The sequence below is a fragment of the Stenotrophomonas indicatrix genome (assembly GCF_050573115.1).
Lineage (GTDB): Bacteria > Pseudomonadota > Gammaproteobacteria > Xanthomonadales > Xanthomonadaceae > Stenotrophomonas > Stenotrophomonas lactitubi_A.
The window spans coordinates 83,625-106,656 of the sequence record NZ_JBNYZT010000007.1; the positions used below are offsets into that span (position 1 = coordinate 83,625).

Here is a 23,032-nt window from a genome sequence, read left to right on the forward strand (position 1 = left end):
GGGTCCGGTGATGCGCGACACACCCTGAACGCTCACATGGTTGCCAACGAAATCTGAAGCCTGCATCCGTATCCTCGACACTTGGACGCAACAGGCAAGGGCGGATGGCTGTGGCAAAACGCGCAACGCAGGGAGCACTTCTGGCCAGCATGCTGCTGGCGGGCATCGTGCAGGCGCAGCAGCCGGCACCTGCGGCCGTACCCGTGCCCGCGCCTGGTCCCGTACCGGCACCCACTACGCCGCCCGCCGCTGATGACATGCCTGTCGTCGCTGCGCCTGCGCAGGGGGATGTCACCACGCTGGGTGAAGTGCGTGCGCTCAAGCCTGAAGACGACCAGCCGCTGGACCTGTACCGCTTCAAGAACCCGCTGAAGGCCGAGAACAACCGCTTCAGCCGCAACTGGAGCGAGCCGCCGTCGCCCGAACAGGTCAGCATGGCCGGTGGCTACATCATGATGGGCGTGGTCAAGGGCGTGATGGCGGCCGCGAAGGGCGTGAACAAGCTCACCGGCGGCCCGGACCAGATCCAGTCGGCCATCGCCCGGCCGCCACCGGAACTGAGCGCGGAGCAGCAACGGCGCGCGCTGCAGTTCTGCGCACAGCAGGACGGTTGCGGCGCGCCGCCGGAGAAGTAGGCGGTATCCTGCGGGCCTTCCCTTCGAGGCCGCCCGGATGCTGCTGCGCTCCCTGTTCCTGCTTGCCACGCTGAGCCCGCTTGCTGCGTTGGCCAGCGACCTGACCGATGGTGGTTCCTGCCGCAATGGCGCGTTTCCTTCGGAGCAATCGGGCTTTGCCCTGGCCAAGGTGATCGGCACGCCGCGCCTGTACCTGCTGGGTGACATGGACGGCTGCCCGGCGAAAGGCGAACCCGCCTGCCGCCAGCGCAGCTACGTGGTGAGCGGCGATACGGTGGTGACCGGGCGCGATCTTGGCGGTTACCGCTGCGCCTTCTTCCCGAACAAGGTGGGTGGCAGCGCAGGCTGGGTGGATCGCAGCAAGCTGCAAGCGCTGCCGGTTCCCGCTCCGACGCTGCAGGCCTGGTCGGGAGACTGGAAGGACAGTGACAACGGCCTGCAGATCCGCGTGCGCGACGGCCAGCTGCACGTGCAAGGCGACGCTTACTGGCCCTCGGCCAATCCGACGCCGGCTGAGCGCCCGGGCGGCCCGAACATCGGCGCGGTGAGCGCGCAGGCGGTGCCGCGTGGCGCCCAGGTCGACTTCGTGGAGGACACCTGCACGGTGCACGCGCAGCTGCTGGGGGACGTGCTGATCGTGGCCGACAACAGCGAGTGCGGCGGCATGAACGTGCGCTTCAACGGTGTGTACCGGCGCGCGGGGAAACGTTGAACGACGCAGTCCGTCGATTCACGCATGGAGTCAGTAGATCCACGCCATGCGTGGATGAAACGCCGGCAACCACATAGGCTCAACGCCGCCGCTCAAACCACCACATCAGCGATGCACACAACACGAACGCCAACCACCACGGCCAGCGCGGTCCCGGTACGCGCTGGTCCGCCTGCGCGGTTGCCGGTGCGGCAATGGCCAGCCGTTGTGTGGTGGCATCGATGATCGCCTGCCGGTGCAGCGCTGGCGCCTGCTTCGGATCGAATACGTAGCGCCAGTGCGTGCGGTCGCCGTGCTGAAGACGCTGCCAACCGGCCTGGTGCGGCCACCAGCCCACACATCGCGCTGTGCCGGTACCGCCGTCGACGATCAGCGGTACGTCCTTGCCGTGTGTGTCGAAGGCGTGCAGCGGCGCCTGCACGCCACACAGCGACTGGCGTTCGCTGGCCCAAGCCAGTGCCTGTGGCGACCATGGGCCTTCGGTGCCAGCCTGCGCGCGTGCCAGGGTGGCAAACACTGAGCTCCACAACTCGCCATGGCGATCCTCGCGGCCGGCCAGTACCCAGCGCCAGCTGTCGGTGATCGGCAGCATGCCGATGCGACCCTTGCCGACGGCACGCCAGCCACCGATGGCCTTGCCCTCGCGATCCTGCAGCAGGGCGCGGCTGTCGGCAGCCTGCAACGCCAGGTACTCCAGCGTCGGCAGCGCCGTCGCGTGCGACGCGCGGTCCGCTGCTTCGCCATCAGTGGTGGGCAGGGTGCCGGCGGCAACGGGCCCGCGACGTGCCTGCAGCATCGTCGCGTCACCCTCGGCGGGCATTGCCGCGATCTGGCTGCTGGCATCGCCCTGCACGGGCAGGCCGAGCTCGCGCAGGCGTTGCCGCGCGCTGGCCGATGGCGCGCCGGTACTGCGCACCAGCAGGCCCAGGCCGTCGCGCAGGGCCTGGCGTACGGCCGCCATCTGACCGGCGCCGAGTGCGGCCAGGCTGCGTTCGTCGAGCAGCAGCAGGTCGCTGCGCGCCAGCGTGGACGCGTCCAACGCCACGTTGCCGTCGCCCAGGCTGAGGCCTGCGCCGGTCTCGGCCTGCACCTGCACGCGGATGCCGGCATCGGTGGCCCAGCGGCGCAGGTACTTCAGTTCGGCACCCGGTGCAGCAGAGCGCACCAGCAGGCGCAGCGGAGCGGCGGCCAGCGTCTGCTGCGGCACCGGCACGCTGTCGACTACATGGCCCTGCGCATCCAGCAGGCGCAGCTGGAACACGCTACGGCCTTCGGCGCGGGTGATGCCGCTGAGCTGTACACGGCCATCGGCTGCCAGTGGTGCACGATCGACCACGGCGCCGGCCGGGTCCAGCAGTTCGGCCTGCGCGCGCTCCACGCCGCGTGCCTGTGCGTGCACATCGAAGCGTGCACCGGGAGCTGCGTCCGCAGGCGGCTGCAGAGCGATCCACCCATTGGGTGCAGGCGCTGCCTGCCAACGCGTATCGGTGGGCAGTGCGGCATCGCGATCACGCGCGGTCAGGCCGGCACCGACCAGAGTCACCATGGAGGACGGATAACGGCGCAATGCGGTGGCGAGGTCCGGCACGCGCGCTGCACCGGCCACGTCCGTTGCTTCCGGCAACAGCACCCGGGTGGCGCCGGCCGGCAGCGCACCCGCCTTGTCGGCCTCGGCGCCGATCACCACCAGGCCGGTCAGGGGAACGCGCTGTGATGGCGGCAGCAGGCAGACGTACAGCAGCGCAGCGGCGGCGGCCTGCAGCGTGAGCATGACGATCAGATGGTCGCGACCGCGCGTGGGCGAACGCAACTGGCGCGCACTGGCGACGAGCACGATCAGCCCGAGCAGGAGCGCGATCCACACGTTCACTGTCGATGTGCTCATGGCGGCGTCTCCAGCGCGTCGAGGTAGCGCTGCCCCATGGCGTCGGCGGCACGGCGTCGCATGACCTGCGGCAGTGGCCGCTGCAGTGCGCGCCACAGCTGCGCACGCAGGCGCTGCCGGCAATCGGTGCAGCCGGGTTGGATGCGCAGTTGCTCGATGGCGGCAGCCAGGTCCAGTGCGTCGGGCAGGTAGGCGCTGTTGCGCTGCTGCCAGGCTGCCAGCATGTCCAGGTCGGGTGTACTGCCATCGTCGCCCAATCGCTGCCAGACCTCGACGACGGCCGGGTCGGGGGGCGTGTGTGCGGACAGTGGCAGTGCGCGGCTGGCCAACCCGGTACGGTCGCCGCTCAGGCGTCGGCTCTCGTCGATCGGCGGCAGCTCCGGGCCGACGCGCGCGAGGTAGATGCGCTCGGCCTGCTGGACCTGTTTGATGAATGCCAGCGCTTTGTAGGCAAACGGGAGGGCCTGCTCGGGGCGCCCTTGGCGCAGTTCGCCTTCGGCCGACCACATCTGGTCCAGCGCCGCCTTCAGCGTGGCGCGCGTCTGCGGGTCAAGCAGCGTCGCCGCCTCGGCGTGGTCGTGGGTATGCCCGTACTCGGACAGCACGTCGGTGGCGCTGCCGAACACCGGTGGCGTGTCGCTGCCGCTGGCTGCGCCGCCATGGTCGTGGCCGTGCTCGTCGTGTGCGCCGGCCTGCGCCCCGTGATCGTGGTCATGATCGTCATCGTGTGCGTCTGCCGCGGGCGTATCGCTGGTGGGCAGGTCGCTGGTCGTCGGCGGCTTCGGCGCGCCCTCGCTTTCCTCGCCCAGGAACTGGCCGTAGCGCAGGCGCAGGATGCGCTGGTCGACGCCGATCGCATCGCTGCGCTTGACGAAGGTATCGGTGGCCACGCCCCGGCGTTCGCGGATCAAGGCCTCGGCATCGATGATGATCTGCCGCTGGCTGCGGAAGTACGCAGGCAGGGTCTTCTTGATGCGGCCTTCCAGTTCGGCACCGAGCACCGCTTCGGTGCTGGGCAGGCGCAGGATCACGCTGCTGCTGCGCCCCGTCTGTGCAGTCGGCGCGTGATTGTCGCGCACTTCCAGCTGGGCGATCACATCGTTGCCGGGTTGTGCGCCAAGAGCGGCCAGGTCGAGGGTATGGGCAAAGCGCCGTGCCGTCGCCTCGCCGCTGCCGCTGAGCGTCACGCTGCGCCGGACGAAGGTGATGTTCTCGCCGCTGCCCTGGGTAGTGGTGATCGACAGCGTCGCCTGCGGGCTGACGCCATGATCGTCGCTGGCCTCGAAGCGCAGCGTCCACTGCCGCTGCCCGGGGGTGCCCAGCACCAGGCTGGCAGGCGGCTCGATCACGCGCACCGTGGGCGCACGGTCGGCGACCACGTCGAGCCGATGCAGGCGGGTGTCGGCCAGCGCCGGTTCGCTGACCACGCGATACAGCGCCGGGCTACGCGCCACGTCCTGCGCCTGCCATTCACCGTCGCGCTCGTGCAATGGAAGGCGACGGCCATCGTGGAACTGCAGCCAGGCCTTGCCGGGGGCGCGGTCGAAGCGCAGCGACCAGGACAGGCGACTGTCGGCGGCGACCTTGGCGTCGAGTGCGTTCTGCGTACGCGTGGGTTGGCCGGTGTAGGCCGGTGCATCGATGCGCAGACGGGTGGACTGCAGGCGCAGTGGACCGGCCTTGGCGTTGCTTTGCGGTGTCGCAAGGGCGGCAGTGCGCGGTGCAGCGTTGTGCGGCCAACCCAGCGCCAGCACAGCGACGGCGATGCCGCCGATCCAGCACAGGGCCATTGCCCTGCGCGGCCAGCGTGGGCGCAGCTCGGGCAGGTTGCGTTCAATCGCCGCCAGCACGTGCATGCGCTGGCGCTGCTGCAATGGATTGAGCGCAGCGACATCGGCAAACAGAAGGTCGGCGCTGTCTTCGCTGGCACCACTGGCATCCAGCCTGCGCTGCAGCCATCGTCGGTCCAGCTGCCGAGCGCGTGTCGTCGCTTCAGTCGCAATGATGAGCAAAGCCACGGTCGCCACGATGCAGGCGATATCAAACCCCGAAAAGCGCAGCGTCAGTGCCGCCGCCGCCAACGCCCACGGCAGGCCCAGCAGCGCGGCGATCGCCGCGCGGCGTCGACGTGCGCGCTGCCATGCCTGTTGCAGCGTCTTCATGGTGCCGCCCTGCGTCGCGCGCTGCTCGCCATCCAGCGCTCAAGCGCGAACAGCAGCACGATCACCAGCAGCAGCCAGGAAGTGGGTTCACGCAGGGGCGGCGTTGCCGCGGGCAATGTCGCGCGACTCGGCGCCTGATCCTGCGCGTCACCCAGGTGTGGGGTCGATGGAGGTTGCAGGGCCTGCAGCAGGTCGCGCGGCAGGCTGCCATCGCGGAGTGCACTGTTACGGGCCGCGTTCCATTCGCCGGGCAGATGCAGCAGGCGGCCTTGGCCGATGCGCTGCTGCCACAGCAGCGGCGCATTGTCTGCATCACGCAGCAGGACGGCCGCACCCGCTGGGGGCTTGGCAGCGGTCAGCACCGTGCCGCCCTGCTGCAGCCAGCTCTGCCAGGTGCCAGGCAGTACATCGGCACCGTTCCATATGCCGATCTCGCCGCGATCCGGCAACGCATCGTCGGCCAGGGGCGCCGCCAGTGGTTGCGTGTTCCACGCGCGCTGCAACGCGCCCAGCCATTGCTGCGCAGCCGCGGGTGCATCGCTGCGCGTACGCAGGCGTGGTGCCACGGCGGCGTGAGGTGGTGCGGTGAGGGCCAGCGTGTGTGGCTGCCACTGCACTTCGCGCGACAACTGCAGGCGGGCGCCATCAAGGCCGGGCAAGGGATCGGGTACGTGCACGGTCAGCGCGGTGCTGGCCGGCAGCTGTGCATCCAGCTCGCGCAGCAGGCTGGGCAGGGATGCAGCGTCCATCGGCGTGGGCTGGTCGATGGTCGGAAAGCCCGGTGCCAGCCAATGCCAGTTGCGTGCCTCGGCGGTGCCGCGCAGCGCGGTCGCGTCCAGGCCCGGTGCCACCACCGTCCACGCGGCTGGCACCGGGGCAGGACCGGTCAGCGCCGGGCGCGCCAGCAGCAGGGCCAGTGCGGCCAGCAACAGTAGGCGCACCAGCAACAGCGGCCAATCATCGAAGCGGATGCGCTGGCGCGGTCGTACCTGGGCGCGCAGCCAGCGCAGGGCAGCGAAATCCAGCGGCGTATAGGGATGACGACGGGCGAGGTGGATCAGCAGTGGCAACAGCCATGCGGCCAGCGCCACCAGCCCCAGCGGGAACAGCAGGCTCATGCGCCACCCCTGCGGCCGAACAGCGCCTGCAGCGGCTGGTCCAGCGGCTGGTCGAGCCAACCGGTGGCGGTAGCGATGCCACTGGACTGCAACCGCGACTGCAGGGAGGCGCGGGCTTCTGCGAAGCGCTGCAGGTAGTCGGCGCGGATCGCGGCACCATCGCCGAGCAGCTCATCGCCCGTTTCCGGGTCGCGGAAACGATGGCCTGCGTCAAAGGGGAAATCGCGCTCGTCGGCAGTCAGCACCTGCAGCAGCATCACCTCGCGGCGTGCGCTGGCCAGCTGCTCCAGCAGCACGATGGCGGCGTCATCGAAGCCATCGCCGATGGCCAGAAGCAGATCGCCGGGGCGCACGCGCTCCCACAGCGGTCGCAGGCGCTCGGCGGCCGGCCACTCGCCTCGCGCCTGCAGGGCGTGCAGCTGCAGGTGCACGCGGTCGCGCTGGCGCGCGCCATGCGCGGCTGGCACCAGTTGCAGGCCTTCGCCATTGATCGTCAACAGCCCGAAGCGATCACCCTGCTGCAGTGCCAGCTCGACCACGCAGGCTGCCAGTTGCCGCATGTGGTCCAGGCGGCTTCGTCCAGGTGCCGCGCGGTCGGACTGGCCCGCCGAGGCAGTGGCATCAAGCAGCAACCAGACGGTGATCGGGCTTTCGCGCTCGGATTCGCGCACGAAGAAGCGGTCCGAGCGTGCGTACAGCTTCCAGTCGATCTGGCGTAGTTCGTCACCGGGTTCGTAGGCGCGGTACTGGGCGAATTCCAGGCCCGCACCGCGGCTGCGGCTGGCATGTTGACCGATGCCGCTCGCGCCGCTGGCCAGGCGTGGCCACAGCCGCAGCGCACGCAAGCGCGCACGCAGGTCGGGTGGCAGCAGCAGCGGCGTGTCTGCGGTCACCGGTGGATCAACCTGGGAATGGAACGGCCTGCAGCAGTGCGGCCACCACGTCGTCGGCCCGCTTCTGCTCGGCCTCGGCCGCGAAGGACAGCAGCAGGCGATGACGCATCACCGGTGCGGCCAGCGCCTGCACATCCTCGCGGGTGGCGGCGAAACGTCCCTGCAGCAGTGCGCGCGCCTTGGCGGCCAGCACCAGCGACTGCCCGGCACGCGGGCCCGCACCCCATTTCACCCATTGGTTGATCGCCGCCGGTGCGCCCTCGCCGGGACGGCTGGCGCGGACCAGGCGGGTGATCCAGGCCAGCACGTCGGGGCTGACATGCACCTGGCGCACCGCCGCCTGCAGTGCGATCACGGCCTCTGCATCCATCACCTTGGGCACGGCCCCGGTGCTGCTGCCTGTGGTCTGCTCCAGGATCTGCCGCTCTTCGTCCTCGCTGGGGTAATCGACCAGCACATGCAGCAGGAAGCGGTCCAGCTGTGCTTCGGGCAAGGGATAGGTACCGGCCTGTTCGATCGGATTCTGCGTAGCCAGCACGAAGAACGGTGCCGGCAACGTGTAGGTCGTGCCGGCATAGCTGACCGTACGTTCCTGCATGGCTTCCAGCAGCGCGGCCTGGGTCTTGGGCGGGGTGCGGTTGAGCTCGTCGGCCAGCAGCAGGTTGGTGAAGATCGGGCCCTGCTGGAAGCGGAAATGGCGATGGCCGGTACCGTGGTCTTCTTCCAGCAGCTCGGTGCCGAGGATGTCGCTGGGCATCAGGTCCGGGGTGAACTGCACGCGCCGGAACTGCAGTTCCAGTGCCTGCCCCAGCGAGCGTACCAACAGGGTCTTGCCCAGCCCCGGCGCACCTTCCAGCAGGCAGTGGCCACCGGCCAGCAGACCGATCAGCAGCTGTTCGACCACGGTGTTCTGGCCAACCACCGCGCGTGCGAGCGCGGCGCGCAGATCGTGCAGGCGCGGCAGCAGGGAATCGAAGTCGGGGGAGGTCATGGGCGTGGTCCGTTCAATTGTTCAATGCGTACATCACGATGTTGACGCCGAAGCGTGTGTTGTCTTCGGCCAGGAAACGCTTGTTGCGCCAGTCGTAGTCCCACTCGCAGCCGTAGTCCTTGTTGCTGTAGAGCAGACCCAGCCGGCCGTCGACCTCGATGCCTTTCAGGTAGTCGTGCACCAGGTCATCGCCCCAGCCGTTGAGCTCGAAGCTGGTCGCGGGCGGGCCGTCAGGGAAGCGGAAAAAGCTGCGGTACAGCGCATGACTGTTGGGTAGCTTCTGCAGGGCCTTCGGCCCGAACAGCCGGCCCATCTGCGCTTCGAACGAGGTGGCGAACAGACCGTCGATATCGTGGTTGCAGTCGTCGACGAAAACAAAGCCCCCATTGCGCACATAGCGCACGAAGTTCTGCCGTTCGGCGGCGTTGAACTCGACCAGGGTGTGCCCGGCCAGGTAGCAGAACGGCGCCTCCAGCATGCGCGGGTCGGCCAGGGCCACCACGCGTTCCTGCGGGTCCACCCGCAGGGAGGTGTAGTCGATCAGCGAAGTGATCAGGTTGGACGGCATGCGCGCGTCCACGTCCCAGTCGCCGGAGTCGTACTGCAGGCGGGTGAACCAGAAGTCGTAGCGCGAACTGCGCGGGCCTGCCTGTGCCCATGCCGGCAGCGCCGCCGCAGAAGCGGCAGCGGCCAACCAGCGCAGGCAGGCCCGACGATCCATCAGACCGCGTCGGACAACGACGTAAAGGTGAAATCGCGCAGCTTCATCGGCGGAATCATCATCACGAAGCTGGACTCGTCACCGGCCACGCGCACCGGCTTGCCCAGCTCTTCGATGTTGTTGAGCATGATCACCGGCGATTCGTTGAAGCGGAAGTTCTTCACCGGGTGCTTGATCTGCCCGTTCTCGATGTAGAAGGTGCCATCGCGGGTCAGGCCGGTCAGCAGCACGGTCTGCGGGTCGACCATGCGGATGTACCAGGTGCGGGTGACCAGGATGCCCTTCTGGGTGCCACGCACCAGCTCGGCGGTGTTCTTCTCGCCACCACTCATCAGCAGGTTGCCGGGCGTGGCCTTGGCGGTCTTGCCCTGCTTCTGTGCCCAGAAGCGCGAATAGTCGAGGTTGGCGATCTTGCCGTTCTCGATGATGGCGATGCGCTCGCGCGGCATGCCTTCACCATCCCACGGCAGCACCGGCGCATCCGGATGCCACGGGTCGGCATACATGTTCACGCGCGGATCGTAGACCTGCTCGCCCAGCTTGTTGCCGCCGCCCTTCTTGGACAGGAAGCTGCGACCTTCGTCAGCCGAGCGCGCGCTGAAGAAGTTCATCATGAAGCTGATCAGGCCCGCAGCCGCCGCCGGCTCCAGGATCACCGTGTACTTGCCGGGCTCCAGTGCCTTGGCTTCCTGCGACTCGGTCGCCTTGCGCATCGCGATGCGGATGTCCTGGTCGGCCTTGAAGTCGGCCGCATCCTTCAGGTTGCGACCCACCCAGCCCGAGCCACGGCCATCCTCGGTGCGCACGGTGCAGGTGTAGTCGAAGTTGGTGCTGCGCTGGTAACCGAAGTTGCCGTTGCTGTTGGCCGTGGCGTAGAAGCCCTGGCCGTCTTCCAGGAAGCCGGCGGCGATCAGGCCGTTGCCACGGCACGGCGCGATCGAATCGGCGGCGACCTTGGCCCGGAACGTCGGATCGATGGCGGCGGTGGATTCGCTGAACGTCGGGGTAGCGCGATAGCTCTGCTTGCCGATGGCCGGCATGAACTCCGGGTTCTCCGGGGCCAGCCGGGCCAGGTCTTCAGCGCGACGGACCACGCGCTGCAGCGCGGCGTCGTCGAACTCGTTGATCGAAGCGGTGCCCACGCGCTTGCCGAAGGCCACGGTAACGGCCAGTTCGGTGTTGTCGACGATGCCACTGGTGGAAACGTTGTTCAGGGCGAAACGGATGTTGCCGTTGATCGACCCCGCCAGTACGGCGGTGCACTCATCGGCCTTGGACAGGGCGATGACCTTGTCGAGGATGGCCTTGGCCTGGGCTTCGGTGAAGATACTCATGTGTAAGGGCTCCTGACCGATCAGCCGAGGCTGCGTGCGGTGTTGATGACGTTGATGCCGTTGAAGCGCGCGGTCGAAGACCCGTGCGAGACCGCCGAGACCTGGCCGGGCTGGCCCTTGCCGTCGAAGAACGAACCGCCCAGGCGGTAATCGCGTTCATCGGCGACGGCGGTGCAGGCATTCCAGAACTCCGGCGTGCGGATCTGGTAGGCCACGTCTTCGAGCATGCGGGTGATCTTTCCGTTCTTGATCTCGTAGAACAGCTGGCCGCCGAACTGCGCGTTGTAGCGCTGCTGGTCGATCGAGAACGAACCGTCACCGATGATGTAGATGCCGTTTTCCACGTCTTTGATCATGTCCGACACGCTCAGCGGCGACTTGCCCGGCGCCATCGACACGTTGGCCATGCGCTGGAACTGCACGCTGGACCACGAGTCGGCATAGCAGCAGCCATCGGATTCGGTCTTGCCGAGGATGTGGGCCTGGTCGCGGATGGTCTGGTAGTCCACCAGCTTGCCGTTGTTGATCAGGTCCCAGCGCTTGCACTTCACGCCTTCATCGTCGTACGCCACCGCGCCGAGGCTGCCCGGCTGGGTCTTGTCGGCGAAGATGTTCACCTGCTCGCTGCCGTACTGGAAATGCTGCTCGCGCTTGTCCAGGGTGGCGAAGCTGGTGCCGGCGTAGTTGGCTTCGTAACCGAGCACGCGGTCCAGTTCCAGCGGGTGGCCGATCGATTCGTGGATGGTCAGCCAAGTGTGCGACGGATCGAGGATCAGGTCGTACTTGCCCGGCTTCACCGACGGCGCCTTCAGCTTCTCCTGCGCCTGCTTGGCCGCTGCGATGGCATCTTCCTTCATGTCGTAGGAGGAGCCGTAGTTGACCACGCCATTGGGCGTCAGCACCTTGCCGGCAGCGGCGCCATCCAGGTACTCGTAGCCCAGACCCATCGGTGCGGACAGGCCTTCGCGGGTGCGGAACTTGCCGCTGGCCTTGTCGATGGCGGTGATCGTCATCGGTGCCCAGATGCGGTGTACGTCCTGGTCGATGTAGGAGCCGTCGGTGGAAGCGAAGTACTTCTGCTCGTTCACCAGGAACAGCATCGAATTGACGAAGCTGGCACCGGCGCCCATCGCCGCGGCGTTGACGTCCAGCAGCAGGTCGACCTTCTCCTTGATCGGCACCTCCATCGCGTTTTTGCGGATCGGCGTCTTCCAGCTGACCTCGCCCACGCCCGGCGCCTTGGCCAGCTGCACCGGCGCGGTCTGCACGCCCGCGTTGGCCTTGGCGATGGCTGCGGCCTGCTGCGCGGCACGGGCCACGTCGGCAGTGCTGAGCGCGTTGGTGGCGGCAAAGCCCCAGGCGCCGTTGACGATCACGCGGATGCCCACACCGGTGGACTCGGTGTTGACCACGTTCTGCACCTTGTCTTCGCGGGTGATCACGAACTGCCGCAGGTAGCGGCCGATCCGCACGTCGCAGTAGGTGGCGCCCGCCTGACGCGCGGCGGCGAGTGCCGCATCCGCCAGGCGCTTCTTCAGCACCAGGTCCAGCGTGCTCTGCAGCTGCTCGGCGGCGATCGCCTTGCCGAAGAACGACGGCACGATCAGGCCGCCTGCGGTAAGCCCGGTCAGGGCCAGGAAGTCACGTCTGTGCAAGGCTGTTCTCCACGTCGATGATGGGAATACTCAAGCGCCGAGACTGCGCGCGGTGTTGATGATGTTGATGCCGTTGAAGCGTGTGGTGGACGAACCGTGCGAGACCGCTGAGACCTGGCCGGGCTGGCCCTTGCCGTCGAAGAACGAACCGCCGAGGCGGAAATCGCGTTCATCGCAGATGGCGGTGCAGGCGTTCCAGAACTCCGGCGTGCGGATCTGGTAGGCCGCATCCTCGACCATGCCGGTGATCTTTCCGTTCTTGATCTGGTAGTACAGCTGGCCGCCGAACTGCGCGTTGTAGCGCTGCTGGTCGATGGAATAGGAGCCTCGGCCGTGGATGTAGATGCCGTTCTCCACGTCCTTGATCATGTCTTCGACGCTGAGCGGTTTCTTGCCCGGCGCCAGTGAGACATTGGCCATGCGCTGGAACTGCACGCTGGACCACGAGTCGGCATAGCTGCAGCCATGCGAGGCGTCGCGGCCGAGGATGTGCGCCTCATCGCGGGTGGCCTGGTAATCGACCAGGATGCCGTCGCGCACCAGGTCCCAGCGCTGGGTCTTCACCCCTTCGTCGTCGTAGCCGACCGCACCAAGGCTGCCCGGCTGGGTCTTGTCGGCGAAGAAGGTGACGATGTCACTGCCCCAGCGGAAACCGGCATCGCGCTTGTCCAGGGTGGCGAAGCTGGTGCCGGCGTAGTTGGCTTCGTAGCCGAGCACGCGGTCCAGCTCCAGCGGATGGCCGACGTTCTCGTGGATGGTGAGGAACAGGTTGGACGGATCCAGCACCAGATCGTACTTGCCGGGCTTCACCGAGGGCGCCTTCAGCTTCTCGCGGGCCTGGCGGGCGGCAGCGATGGCGTCCTCGACCGGGTCATAGGAGTCGCGGTACGCCGTGATGCCACCGGGCAGCTGCACTTTGCCGCGCGCGTCTCCGTCGAGGAATTCGTAGCCCATGCCCATCGGCGAGGACAAGCCGGCGCGGGTGCGGAACTTGCCACTGGCCTTGTCGATGGCGGTGGCGGTGAATGGCAGCCAGATGCGGTGGATGTCCTGGTCGATGAACGAGCCGTCGCTGGAGGCGAAGTACTTCTGCTCGTTGACCAGGAACAGGGTGGAATTGATGTAGTCGGCGCCCGCATTCAGCGCGGCCGCATTGAGCGCCAGCAGCAGCTCGACCTTGTCCTGGATTGGCACTTCCATCGCATTGCGGCGGATCGGTGTCTGCCAACGCACCTCGCCTACTGCCGGGGTGGGCGCCAGCTGCACCGGACGGGTCTGGATGCTGGCATTGGCGCGGGCGATGGCCGTGGCCTGTTCGACGGCGGCGCGTACTGCCGATTCGGTCTGCTGGTGGGTGGCGGCGAACCCCCAGGCACCGTTGACGATCACTCGCACGCCCACACCGGACGATTCGCGGTTGGTCACGTTGCCGACCTGGTGTTCGCGGGTGATCACCGACTGGTTGAGGTAGCGGCCGATGCGCACGTCGCAGTAGCCGGCCTTGGCCGCGCGCGCGGCGGCAAGGGCGACCTCGGCCAGGCGTCGGCGCTTGGCCGGGTCGACCGGGGCCAGCAACTGCTCGGCGGCGATCAGCCGCGAATGCGGCAGGACCAGGCCCGCCAGGCCCAGACCGGAAAATGCCAGGAACTCACGTCGTTGCACTGCGTCTCTCTCTCACTTCCGTGCGGCCGGCAAAGGACCGATCCGATCACGTCAACTCCCCGACTTTCGCCAGCAGCGGGCATTCGGGCAAGTGACTGCAGTCATGGTAGGGGTGGGTTTCGGCAGGGCTTGCAGCCCTGCACCTGCCGAATCAACGTCAACGTCAACGGCAGAAGCTGGCTATCCGTGGGTTGGCGGGGTGGTGTCGGATTGCGGGGACGCCGTAAACCCATCCCTGGGGGCTTGGCCGCGGCATCCATGCCGCGGACACCCCGCAATCCGACACCGCCCCACCTCTGACAGATTCCTGCGGCTGTTGGTAGGTGTCGACCTTGATCGACACATCTGTCAGATATCGAAATGAACCCGGGGTCAGATCCGTTTTCCTGCGGAAAACGGATCTGACCCCAAGAGCCGTTCCGACAGATCGCGGTCAACTGTCGAAGGCGGGGTGGGTCCGGTTGAGGGGGTGTGAGCGGCATGGATGCCGCGACCAAGCCCCCATGGGTGAGGGCGCTTTGCTTGCGAAGCACTGCTTCGCAAGCGCCCGAACGCACAGCCGCCAGCGGCTGGGCCGGACCCCGGAGGGGGGTTTACGGCGTCCCCCTCAACCGGACCCACCCCGCCATCTCACAGGAAGTCAGCTTTTGCAGTTGCTTCGGCTTCGGCCTCTACGGGTGCAGGGCGCAGCCCTGCTCAGTAACCCCCTCGTGCACAATGAGCCCGACCCCGCCTGGACGCCGTCTCGATGTCGAGCAAGCCGTATTCAGAAGCCTGCGAACGCAACCGCGAACCGATCGCCGCTGCGCTCGACCCGTGGATGGGAGATCGCCACCGGGTGCTGGAGATCGGTAGCGGCACCGGCCAGCATGCGGCCTTCTTCGCCGAGCGCTGGCCATGGCTGCGCTGGCAGCCCAGCGACCATCCCGATCATCTGCCCGGCATCAAGGCCTGGCGTGCGGAGGCGGCGCTGCTGAACCTATTGCCGCCGGTGGCGCTGCAGGTGGAACTGCCGCCTGCGCCGGGTCTCGTACTGCCAGAAGGCAGCACCTTCGATGCGGCATTCAGTGCCAACACCCTGCACATCATGGGCTGGGATTACGTGCAGGCCCTGTTCGCCGCGCTGCCGTCGGAGCTGCGCCATGGCGCGCTGCTGGCGGTATACGGGCCGTTCAATTACGGCGGTCGCTACAGCAGCGACAGCAACGCGCAGTTTGATGGCTGGCTGAAAGCGCGTGATCCGCGTAGCGGCATCCGCGATATCGAAGCGGTGCAGGCGCTGGCGGCCGACAACGGGTTTACCCGGTTGGGTGACATGGCGATGCCGGCCAACAACCGGCTGCTTCTGTGGCGGTTGGGGTGAACCACCGGTAGTGCCGGCCGCTGGCCGGCAACACATTGTCAGGGAAGGGTAGATGCCGGCCAGCGGCCGGCACTACCATCTGCCGCTATTACGCTACCTGCACGATATGCAGCGCCTTCGGGTTGCGCCACTGCGCCAGCAGCACCGCTTCGCGGGCCTTGGCCTTCTCGAAGTGGGCTTCCTTGACGTGACCGAAGCCGCGGATGTGCTCGGGCACGCTGGCGATCTCCACCGCCAGTGCCAGGCGGTCATCATCCAGGCCATCCAGCAGCACCTGCACGGTCGCCTCGTAGTCGCCGATCAGCTGGCGTTCCATGCGGCGCTCTTCGGTGCGGCCGAACACGTCGAAGCGACTACCGCGCAGGAACTTCAGCTTCGCCAGCAGCCCGAACGCCTTGAACATCCACGGGCCGTATTCCTTCTTCTGCAGCCGGCCCTGCTCGTCCTTCTTGGCGAACAGCGGCGGGGCCAGATGGAAGCGCAGCTGGTAATCGCCCTCGAACTGCTGCTGCAGGCGGCGCTGGAAATCGCCGCTGGTGTACAAGCGCGCCACTTCGTACTCGTCCTTGTACGCCATCAGCTTGAACAGGTAGCGGGCCACGGTTTCGGTCAACGCGGTGGAACCGCCGATGCGCTCGGCTTCGGTCGCGCGCACGCGCTCGACCAGTGTGCGGTAGCGGTTGGCGTAGGCGGCATCCTGGTAGTCGGTCAGGAATGCCGAGCGGCGCTCGATCATCTCGTCCAGCGAGCGCGACAGGCGTGCATCGTCCAACGGCAGGAAGGCGACATCGCCACCATGCGTCGGCAACCCACGCAGCTCGCGCTCATCACCGGTGTTGCGCGGTGCGGCGGTAGCGCCCCACTCGTTGCCTTCCCATTCGCCCGGCGGCAGTGCATGCAGCGGGCCCGGCGTGTTCTCGGTGTCGGTATGGCGGTTGCGCACCACGCCTGCCGCCTGCTGTACGGCCTGCGGGTCGACCACAGCCAGTCGCCCCCAAGCGAAAGCCTGCTGGTTCATCGCCACGGCCGCACCGTTGAGTTCGATGGCACGCATCAGCGACTCGAACGACAGCGGCACCAGCCCCTGCTGCCAGGCGTAGCCGAGGATGAACAGGTTGGCGGCAATCGCATCACCGAGCAATGCGGTCGCCAGCTGGGTCGCGTCCAGCAGCAGCGGCTCTTCGCCACCCAGGGCCACGCGCACGCCGGCGATGATGTCGGCGGCGGGGAACTGCATGTCCGGGCGTGTGGTGAACGTGCCCGGCATCGCTTCATAGGTGTTGAGCACCACCTGCGAACGGCCGGCGCGCACCTTCGACAGTGCCCAGTAATCGTTCACCACCACCATGTCGCAGCCCACCACCAGGTCGGCTTCGCCGGCGGCAATGCGCACCGCGTGGATATCCTCGGGGCGACGGGCGATGCGGATGTGCGTGGTCACCGCGCCACCCTTCTGCGCCAGCCCGGTCTGGTCGAGCACCGAGGCGCCCTTGCCTTCAAGATGGCCGGCCATGCCCAGCAGGGCGCCGATGGTCACCACGCCGGTGCCGCCAACGCCGGTGATCAGGATGTTCCAGGGCTGCTCCAGGGTGCCGCGCACCACCGGTGCCGGCAGGCTGTCCAGCAGCGTGGAGGCATCGCGCTTGCTGCCCTTGCGCGGCTGGCCACCGTGCACGGTGACAAAGCTCGGGCAGAAGCCGTTGACGCAGGAATAGTCCTTGTTGCAGTTGGACTGGTCGATGTCGCGCTTGCGCCCGAACTCGGTTTCCTTCGGCAGCACCGACACGCAGAAGCTCTTCTTGCCGCAGTCGCCGCAGCCTTCGCAGACCAGCGAATTGATCATCACCCGCTTGGCCGGATCTTCCAGCTTGCCGCGCTTGCGACGGCGACGCTTCTCGGTGGCGCAGGTCTGTTCGTAGATCAGGATCGAAACACCCTTCACTTCGCGCAGGCGCTTCTGCACCGCGTCCAGCTCGCTGCGGTCGTGGAACTCCACGTCGCTGGGGAAATGCTCGCGCTGGCGCGTCCACTTGGCGATGTTGTCCGACAACACCATGATGGTGTGGATGCCTTCGGCGCGCATCTGCTTTGCGATGTCCGGCACGCTCAGCGGGCCGTCCACCGGCTGGCCGCCGGTCATCGCTACGGCATCGTTGTACAGGATCTTGTAGGTGATGTTGACGCCGGCGGCGATCGCCTGGCGGATCGCCAGTGAACCGCTGTGGAAATAGGTGCCGTCGCCCAGGTTCTGGAACACGTGCTGGGTATCGGTGAACGCGGCTTGCCCGGCCCACGTCACGCCTTCGCCACCCATGTGGGTGAAGGTGTCGGTGCTGCGGTCCATCCAGGTCACCATGTAATGGCAACCGATGCCGGCCAGCGCACGCGAGCCTTCCGGCACGGTGGTGGAGGTGTTGTGCGGGCAGCCGGAGCAGTAGTGCGGAACGCGCGGGAAGCTGGCGCGTGGCAACGCAAGCTCGGCTTCCTTTTCCTGCATCCACTGCAGGCGCTGCTCGATGGATTCGTTGTTGAAGAACTTCTGGATGCGACGACCGATCACGCCGGCGATGGTGGCCGGGGTCAGTTCGCCGGTGGACGGCAGGATCCACTCGCCGGCCTCGTCGTACTTGCCGACGATGGACGGGCGCTGGCCCCAGCTGGCCGGCCAGTTGAAGAACTGCTCCTTCATCTGGCGCTCGATGAAGGCACGCTTCTCCTCCACCACGATGATGTCTTCCAGGCCCTGCGCGAAGCGTGCAATGCCTTCCGGTTCCAGCGGCCAGGTCATGCCGACCTTGTACACGCGGATGCCGATGTCGGCGCAGGCCTGCTCGTCCAGGCCCAGGTATTCCAGCGCCTGCAGCACGTCCAGGTAGCTCTTGCCGGTGGTGACGATGCCGAGCCGCGCCCGCGGTGCGTCCATCACCACCTTGTCGATGCCGTTGGCACGCGCGAAGGCCTGCGCGGCTTTCACCGCATAGCGGTGCAGTCGCATCTCCTGGTCCAGCGGCGGATCGGGCCAGCGGATGTTGAGGCCACCGACAGGCATGTCGAAGTCTTCCGGCAGCACGATGCGCCGGGCCAGCGGGTCGACCTCGACCGAGGCCGACGATTCCACCGTCTCGGCGATCGTCTTGAAGCCGACCCAACGCCCGGTGTAACGGCTCATCGCCCAGCCGAGCAGGCCCATGTCGAGGATGTCCTGCACCCCGGCCGGGTTCAGCACCGGCATCATCGCGCTGACGAATTCGTCCTCGCTGCCATGCGGCAGCGTCGAGCTGCGGCAGGCGTGGTCATCGGCGGCCAGGGCCAGCACACCACCATGGCGCGAAGTGCCGGCGGCATTGGCGTGCTTGAACACGTCGCCGCAGCGGTCCACGCCCGGGCCCTTGCCGTACCACATGCCGAACACGCCCTGCACGTTGGCGCCGGGGAACAGGTTGGTCTGCTGGGTGCCCCACACCATGGTCGCGCCCAGGTCCTCGTTGAGGCCCGGGGTGAACTTCACCTTGGCCGCTTCCAGGTGCTTGCGCGCACGCCACAGTTCCAGGTCGAAGCCGCCCAGCGGGCTGCCGCGATAGCCACTGATGAAGCCAGCGCTGTCGATGCCGGTGGCTTCGTCGCGCAGGCGCTGCATCAGCGGCAGCCGCACCAGCGCCTGCACGCCACTCAGGTAGATCCGTCCTTCGTTGCGGGTGTACTTGTGATCGAGCGTGTAATCACGGTCGAGCAGGTCGGCGGAAGCGGGCGAGGTGAGTTGCGCGGTACTGGTCATGGCTGGCCTGGTCAGGATCGGCTGGCACCGGCCGCGCAGGTACACGCGGCGGGAAAGGCGCGAATTGTAACAGTGGGGGGCAACGGCCCCGGCACTCGCGCCAAGGCCTTGCTGGGGTTAGGATCGGGGAGAGAGAGGGAGGTTGGTGTTTCAACCTGGGGGAATTTGGATGTCAGTTGCAGGACAGTTCCTGGCCAGCGTGTTGCTGGTCTCGGGAGCGGCCACTGTGTGGGCCGCGCCGGCATTGCCGGCACCGCAGGAGTTCTATTTCGACAGCGACGCCGCAGCCGCGCCGATCACGGTGGTGCAGGGTGAAGGCGAAGACCTGGTGGCACAGCTGCTGAAGCATCGCGAGCGTGGCCGCAAGGGGCTGGAAGCCACGGCGCAGCTGGCGTCGGTGGCCATTGCGCAGGGGCGCGCAGAACTGGGCGACAAACTCTATCGCGAGGCACTGGCCGAAGCGCCGGTGCAGAGCGCGCTGGGCCGCAGCGTACGCTGGAACTATGGCTGGGACCTGCTGCGGCAGGGCCAGGCGCTGGCCGCGCTGGAACAGTGGCAGGCCGCTGCCAGCACCCTGCGCAGCAATCCTGGCTGGGTGCCGCCGAGCTATGCGCTGGCGCTGTGGCGGGCCGGCCAGCAGCAGGAAGCGGTGAAGTGGTATGCCGCTGCCGTGCGGACCGAGCCGGGGCAATGGCGCGACAGCAGTCGTTACGCGCAGCTGTTGCCGGGCTGGCGCGATGACGAACGCGCGACGTTGGCCGAAGTACAGCAGGCCTGGGCGGCCGCGCCTCCGGCCTGGCCCTGAGGTTGGGGTTCGGCCGGGTTGCACCCGGCACCCGCAGAGGCCGAAGCCGAAGCAACTGCAGAAGCGGGTTTGCTGAGGGGTGGCGGGGCGGTGTGGACAGGCAGGACACGCCGTAAACCCGTCCCTGGGGGCTCGATGGCGCCATCCATGGCGCCAACGGTCCTGCCTGCCCACACCGGCCCACCTCTGACAGGTTCCCGCTGCTGTTGGTAGGTGTCGACCTTGGTCGACACGTAGATCCACGCCATGCGTGGATGAATCTGCATTGGAATCGAATATTCGATATCTGATCGAAATGCAGCCGAGCGTGGGCTCGGCGCTACAAAAAGCGGCCAGCCAACCGCTTTTGCTTTTGCTCTTCTTTTTTCTTTTCCGTGGCTGGCCGCCCACGGAAACGGTCCGTGGCCGGGCGGGTAGGCTGCGCAGGGGCGTGAGCCGCATGGATGCGGCGACCGAGCTTACAGGGACGTACTTGCAGCGACCCCTGCGCAGCCTATCCGCCCGGCCAAACCACAGCTGGCGCCTTCAGCGACCACCCACGAGGGGCTGCGCCGTTCGCAGGAAACCCTCAGTCGTCAGCGGAAACCGTGCGCCCCGACGCCCACTCCCGCAACGCCGCCACCTGCTCGGCCATCAACACCGACAGCGGCCGCGACGTGCGTATCTCGCCCATCAGCAGCTCGGTATCCAGTGGCCGGCCTTCGGCGTGCGCCGAATACAGTCCCGCCACGATCGCCTGCTCGATTTCTGCACCGGAAAACCCGTTGGCCGCCGCTGCCAGTGCCGGCAGCGCGAAGTCGTCGGCATTGAGCTGGCGCCGCCCCAGATGCAGTCGCAGCAGTTCCACGCGCACATCGGCCGAGGGCAGGTCGACGAAGAAGATCTCGTCAAAGCGGCCCTTGCGCAGCAGCTCGGCGGGCAGCTCGTGCACCTGGTTGGCGGTGGCCACAATGAACACCGGCGCCTTGCGCTCGGCCATCCAGGTCAGCAGGTAGCCGAGCACGCGGCGCGATACACCACCGTCCTCGGTACCGGTGGCCAGGCCCTTTTCGATCTCATCCATCCACAGCACGCACGGCGCCAGCTGCTCGGCCGAGGCCAGTGCCTGGCGCAGGTTGGCTTCGGTCTCGCCGTGGTACTTGTTGTACAGCGCGCCCACGTCCAGGCGCAGCAGCGGCACGCCAAAACCGGCAGCGGTGGCCTTGGCCAGCATCGATTTGCCGCAGCCCTGCACGCCCAGCAGCAGCATGCCGCGCGGCGGGTCCAGCCCGGCCGGTGCCGAGCCGGCGATGAAGGCGACGCGACGCTGGTTGATCCAGCGCTTCAGCCGGTTGGCCCCGGCCACGTCGCCGAAGCGCGCGCTGTCATGCTCGAAGAACAGGTGGCCGCTGCGGTTGAGCAGCTCGAACTTCAGCCGTGCCAGCTGCGGCAGGTCGTCGTCGCGCAGCGCGCCATCGGCATAGATCAGCTGCCGCGCGATGCGCCGCGCATCCACCAGGCTCAGCCCCTGCAGGTTCTTCAGGATCTTCTTGACCGCCTCGCTGTCCACTTCCACCCGCCGCCCGCCGTGTTCACGTGCATAGGCATCGGCCTCCTCGCGCAGCATCTTCAACAGTGCATTGGCGTCGGGCAGGCGCGGGTTGAAGCGCACCGCCAGGGCTTCCAGTTCGGCCGGCAGCTCCACCTTGGCGCCGATCAGCACCAGCACGTGCGGTTCGCTGTGGCGGCGCTGGATCAGGTCACGCAGCGCACGCTGGTGGCTGGCATAGCCCAGGTAGGGGTGGAAATCGAGCAGCAGGTACACGCCACGCTGGTCGGCCTGGCGGATCATCTGCAGTGCGGCGCTGGCATCGGGCGGGCCGACCGGCTCGTCCTCGCGCTCCAGGTCGATGCGGCGCAGGCCCTCGGTGATCGACCAGCGGTGCAGGGCCCGCCAGACATGCATCAGCGTCTGCCGGAACAGCTCGACGATGCGACCCTCATCCTGGGTCTCGACCACGATCAACGGCGTGTTGGCGCGGATCAGTGCGCTCAGGTCCTGCAGTTCGCTCATGGCGGTTCGGTCCTTCGGGGGCGCCACGATAGCAAAGGCCGGGGCACGGGTTCAGCACGGCTCTACCTTCCGTCACCATTGGCGGTGTACGCTCGGAGCACGTACCCGGAAGCGAGGCTGGCATGAAGACGATCCTGGTGGCCGGTTCCAAAGGCGGGGTGGGCAAGACCACCATCGCCACCCACCTGGCCGCGTACGCGGCATTGCAAGGCAAGGCCACGGTGATCGCCGATGCCGACCCGCAGGGTTCCAGCACCCGCTGGGCACAGCGTCGGGCCGGGCTGGAAAGCGCGGTATTGCCGATCGACGTGTACCGCAAGAAGCAATGGGCGCAGAAGCTGCCCGACGGTACCGAAACCGTGGTGATCGACGCACCGGCCGGCGCACTGGCCGACGATATCCCGCATTTCCTCGACGCTGCCGATGCCGTGGTGGTGCCGGTGCTGCCCTCGGCACTGGACATCGAAGCCATCGTCGGCTTCCTCAACAGCCTGGCCCAGGTCCCCCGCGTGCACAGCCGCAAGCTGCCGGTCGGGCTGGTGCTGAACCGCACCAAGCCTTGGACCCAGACCTCGCAGCAGGCCCTGCAGATGCTGGGTGACTGGCCGTATCCGGTGGTCGCCCAGCTGCGTGACAGCCAGAGCTATGTGGTCATGACCGGCCTGGGTCGCAGTCTTTTCGATTACCGCTCCGCCCAGGTGCGCGAGCACCAGGCCGACTGGGAACCCCTGTTGTCCTGGCTGAAACTGTAAGAGCCGTAGGTCTCCATCCCTTTATTGGAATCCCGCAATGCGCGAACTGATCCTGCTCCGCCACGCCCACGCCGAACCGGCCACCACCGGCCAGGCCGACCTTGACCGGCCGTTGTCGCCGGTGGGGCTCGCCGAAGCCGAAGCCGCCGGCAAGTGGCTGAAGGAAAACAACCTGCTGCCCGATTGCGTGCTGTGTTCCCCCTCGCGGCGGACCCGCGAAACCCTGGAAGCGGTGATGGCGGCCATCGGCTATGTCGAAAAGCGCCTGGAAGACCGCATCTACGAGGCCACCCCGGGCACCCTGGCGGCGCTGGTGGACGAGCGTCGTGACCTGGACCGTGTGCTGATCGTCGGCCACAACCCCGGGTTGGAGCAGTTGGTGGCGCTGATGACCGATGGCACCAGCAGTGATTACCGCGGCATGCCGCCGGGCGGCGTGGCCGTGCTTGGCTTTGCCCGCGAGGCGACCATCGAACCGGGCGTGGCCAGCCTGAACGCCTTCTGGTGGCCGTGAGC

17 protein-coding genes are annotated in these 23,032 nt (G+C 67.4%); 6 read left to right on the plus strand and 11 right to left on the minus strand.

Annotation, left to right across the window (positions count from 1 at the left end; translation table 11 throughout):
• The first annotated feature begins 104 nt into the window (after positions 1 to 104).
• Both ACQ5SA_RS16290 and ACQ5SA_RS16295 read left to right on the plus strand, forming a co-directional pair.
• Entirely contained in the window at positions 105 to 635 is a 531-nt protein-coding gene (locus ACQ5SA_RS16290) for a hypothetical protein (protein ID WP_353098218.1), read from the plus strand.
• Between the two features lie 37 nt (positions 636 to 672).
• Positions 673 to 1,347: a hypothetical protein gene (locus tag ACQ5SA_RS16295; RefSeq protein WP_499315005.1), complete on the plus strand. Its 675-nt coding sequence runs from the start codon at positions 673 to 675 to the stop codon at positions 1,345 to 1,347.
• Between the two features lie 79 nt (positions 1,348 to 1,426).
• Here the strand turns inward: ACQ5SA_RS16295 and ACQ5SA_RS16300 are convergent, their stop codons facing one another.
• Genes ACQ5SA_RS16300 through ACQ5SA_RS16340 form a run of 9 tightly spaced genes read right to left on the minus strand, consistent with a single transcriptional unit; the run spans position 1,427 to position 13,768 of the window.
• A complete protein-coding gene (locus ACQ5SA_RS16300) occupies positions 1,427 to 3,232 on the minus strand; it encodes a hypothetical protein (RefSeq protein ID WP_499315007.1) in 1,806 nt (601 codons plus the stop codon).
• Positions 3,229 to 5,394, minus strand: a complete 2,166-nt coding sequence (locus tag ACQ5SA_RS16305; protein WP_499315009.1) for a hypothetical protein — start codon at positions 5,392 to 5,394, stop codon at positions 3,229 to 3,231. The genes ACQ5SA_RS16300 and ACQ5SA_RS16305 overlap by 4 nt, the downstream gene beginning before the upstream one ends.
• Entirely contained in the window at positions 5,391 to 6,512 is a 1,122-nt protein-coding gene (locus ACQ5SA_RS16310; RefSeq protein ID WP_499315011.1) for a BatA domain-containing protein, read from the minus strand. Before ACQ5SA_RS16310 ends, ACQ5SA_RS16305 begins: the two co-directional genes overlap by 4 nt.
• On the minus strand, positions 6,509 to 7,405 hold the full coding sequence (locus ACQ5SA_RS16315; RefSeq protein WP_499315013.1) for a DUF58 domain-containing protein: 897 nt from the start codon (positions 7,403 to 7,405) through the stop codon (positions 6,509 to 6,511). The genes ACQ5SA_RS16310 and ACQ5SA_RS16315 overlap by 4 nt, the downstream gene beginning before the upstream one ends.
• A 7-nt stretch (positions 7,406 to 7,412) precedes the next feature.
• Entirely contained in the window at positions 7,413 to 8,396 is a 984-nt protein-coding gene (locus ACQ5SA_RS16320) for an AAA family ATPase (protein WP_499315015.1), read from the minus strand.
• Positions 8,397 to 8,409: 13 nt separating this feature from the next.
• Entirely contained in the window at positions 8,410 to 9,117 is a 708-nt protein-coding gene (locus tag ACQ5SA_RS16325) for a DUF4159 domain-containing protein (protein WP_025876014.1), read from the minus strand.
• Positions 9,117 to 10,451: a TldD/PmbA family protein gene (locus ACQ5SA_RS16330; RefSeq protein ID WP_499315017.1), complete on the minus strand. Its 1,335-nt coding sequence runs from the start codon at positions 10,449 to 10,451 to the stop codon at positions 9,117 to 9,119. Before ACQ5SA_RS16330 ends, ACQ5SA_RS16325 begins: the two co-directional genes overlap by 1 nt.
• A 20-nt stretch (positions 10,452 to 10,471) precedes the next feature.
• The gene (locus ACQ5SA_RS16335; protein ID WP_499315019.1) at positions 10,472 to 12,106 is read right to left on the minus strand and encodes a TldD/PmbA family protein; all 1,635 of its coding nucleotides are present in this window, start codon (positions 12,104 to 12,106) and stop codon (positions 10,472 to 10,474) included.
• Positions 12,107 to 12,136: 30 nt separating this feature from the next.
• The gene (locus ACQ5SA_RS16340) at positions 12,137 to 13,768 is read right to left on the minus strand and encodes a TldD/PmbA family protein (protein ID WP_499315021.1); all 1,632 of its coding nucleotides are present in this window, start codon (positions 13,766 to 13,768) and stop codon (positions 12,137 to 12,139) included.
• A gap of 748 nt (positions 13,769 to 14,516) precedes the next feature.
• Here ACQ5SA_RS16340 and ACQ5SA_RS16345 point away from each other — a divergent pair.
• Complete coding sequence (locus ACQ5SA_RS16345) at positions 14,517 to 15,131, plus strand: DUF938 domain-containing protein (protein ID WP_499315023.1); 615 nt, start codon at positions 14,517 to 14,519, stop codon at positions 15,129 to 15,131.
• Between the two features lie 88 nt (positions 15,132 to 15,219).
• Here ACQ5SA_RS16345 and ACQ5SA_RS16350 read toward each other — a convergent pair whose 3' ends face one another.
• Complete coding sequence (locus ACQ5SA_RS16350; protein WP_499315025.1) at positions 15,220 to 18,906, minus strand: indolepyruvate ferredoxin oxidoreductase family protein; 3,687 nt, start codon at positions 18,904 to 18,906, stop codon at positions 15,220 to 15,222.
• Positions 18,907 to 19,075: 169 nt separating this feature from the next.
• Between ACQ5SA_RS16350 and ACQ5SA_RS16355 the strand changes: the two genes are divergently transcribed.
• The gene (locus tag ACQ5SA_RS16355; protein WP_353098207.1) at positions 19,076 to 19,711 is read left to right on the plus strand and encodes a tetratricopeptide repeat protein; all 636 of its coding nucleotides are present in this window, start codon (positions 19,076 to 19,078) and stop codon (positions 19,709 to 19,711) included.
• Positions 19,712 to 20,279: 568 nt separating this feature from the next.
• On the opposite strand, the gene ACQ5SA_RS16360 is transcribed toward ACQ5SA_RS16355, so the two are convergent.
• Positions 20,280 to 21,764: an AAA family ATPase gene (locus ACQ5SA_RS16360; RefSeq protein WP_100554343.1), complete on the minus strand. Its 1,485-nt coding sequence runs from the start codon at positions 21,762 to 21,764 to the stop codon at positions 20,280 to 20,282.
• 122 nt (positions 21,765 to 21,886) lie between these two features.
• Between ACQ5SA_RS16360 and ACQ5SA_RS16365 the strand changes: the two genes are divergently transcribed.
• Together ACQ5SA_RS16365 and ACQ5SA_RS16370 are read left to right on the plus strand one after the other, a co-directional pair.
• Positions 21,887 to 22,516, plus strand: coding sequence for a ParA family protein (locus ACQ5SA_RS16365; RefSeq protein WP_230110686.1), 630 nt, complete (start codon positions 21,887 to 21,889; stop codon positions 22,514 to 22,516).
• A 37-nt stretch (positions 22,517 to 22,553) separates the two neighbouring features.
• Positions 22,554 to 23,030: a SixA phosphatase family protein gene (locus ACQ5SA_RS16370; RefSeq protein ID WP_032977995.1), complete on the plus strand. Its 477-nt coding sequence runs from the start codon at positions 22,554 to 22,556 to the stop codon at positions 23,028 to 23,030.
• Positions 23,031 to 23,032: the final 2 nt, after the last annotated feature.

Coding starts and splice junctions, on each gene's coding strand:
- ACQ5SA_RS16290 (WP_353098218.1), top strand. CDS start 105: ATGGCTGTGGCAAAACGCGCAACGCAGGGAGCACTTCTGGCCAGCATG.
- ACQ5SA_RS16295 (WP_499315005.1), top strand. CDS start 673: ATGCTGCTGCGCTCCCTGTTCCTGCTTGCCACGCTGAGCCCGCTTGCT.
- ACQ5SA_RS16300 (WP_499315007.1), bottom strand. CDS start 3,232: ATGAGCACATCGACAGTGAACGTGTGGATCGCGCTCCTGCTCGGGCTG.
- ACQ5SA_RS16305 (WP_499315009.1), bottom strand. CDS start 5,394: ATGAAGACGCTGCAACAGGCATGGCAGCGCGCACGTCGACGCCGCGCG.
- ACQ5SA_RS16310 (WP_499315011.1), bottom strand. CDS start 6,512: ATGAGCCTGCTGTTCCCGCTGGGGCTGGTGGCGCTGGCCGCATGGCTG.
- ACQ5SA_RS16320 (WP_499315015.1), bottom strand. CDS start 8,396: ATGACCTCCCCCGACTTCGATTCCCTGCTGCCGCGCCTGCACGATCTG.
- ACQ5SA_RS16325 (WP_025876014.1), bottom strand. CDS start 9,117: ATGGATCGTCGGGCCTGCCTGCGCTGGTTGGCCGCTGCCGCTTCTGCG.
- ACQ5SA_RS16330 (WP_499315017.1), bottom strand. CDS start 10,451: ATGAGTATCTTCACCGAAGCCCAGGCCAAGGCCATCCTCGACAAGGTC.
- ACQ5SA_RS16345 (WP_499315023.1), top strand. CDS start 14,517: ATGTCGAGCAAGCCGTATTCAGAAGCCTGCGAACGCAACCGCGAACCG.
- ACQ5SA_RS16350 (WP_499315025.1), bottom strand. CDS start 18,906: ATGACCAGTACCGCGCAACTCACCTCGCCCGCTTCCGCCGACCTGCTC.
- ACQ5SA_RS16355 (WP_353098207.1), top strand. CDS start 19,076: ATGTCAGTTGCAGGACAGTTCCTGGCCAGCGTGTTGCTGGTCTCGGGA.
- ACQ5SA_RS16360 (WP_100554343.1), bottom strand. CDS start 21,764: ATGAGCGAACTGCAGGACCTGAGCGCACTGATCCGCGCCAACACGCCG.
- ACQ5SA_RS16365 (WP_230110686.1), top strand. CDS start 21,887: ATGAAGACGATCCTGGTGGCCGGTTCCAAAGGCGGGGTGGGCAAGACC.
- ACQ5SA_RS16370 (WP_032977995.1), top strand. CDS start 22,554: ATGCGCGAACTGATCCTGCTCCGCCACGCCCACGCCGAACCGGCCACC.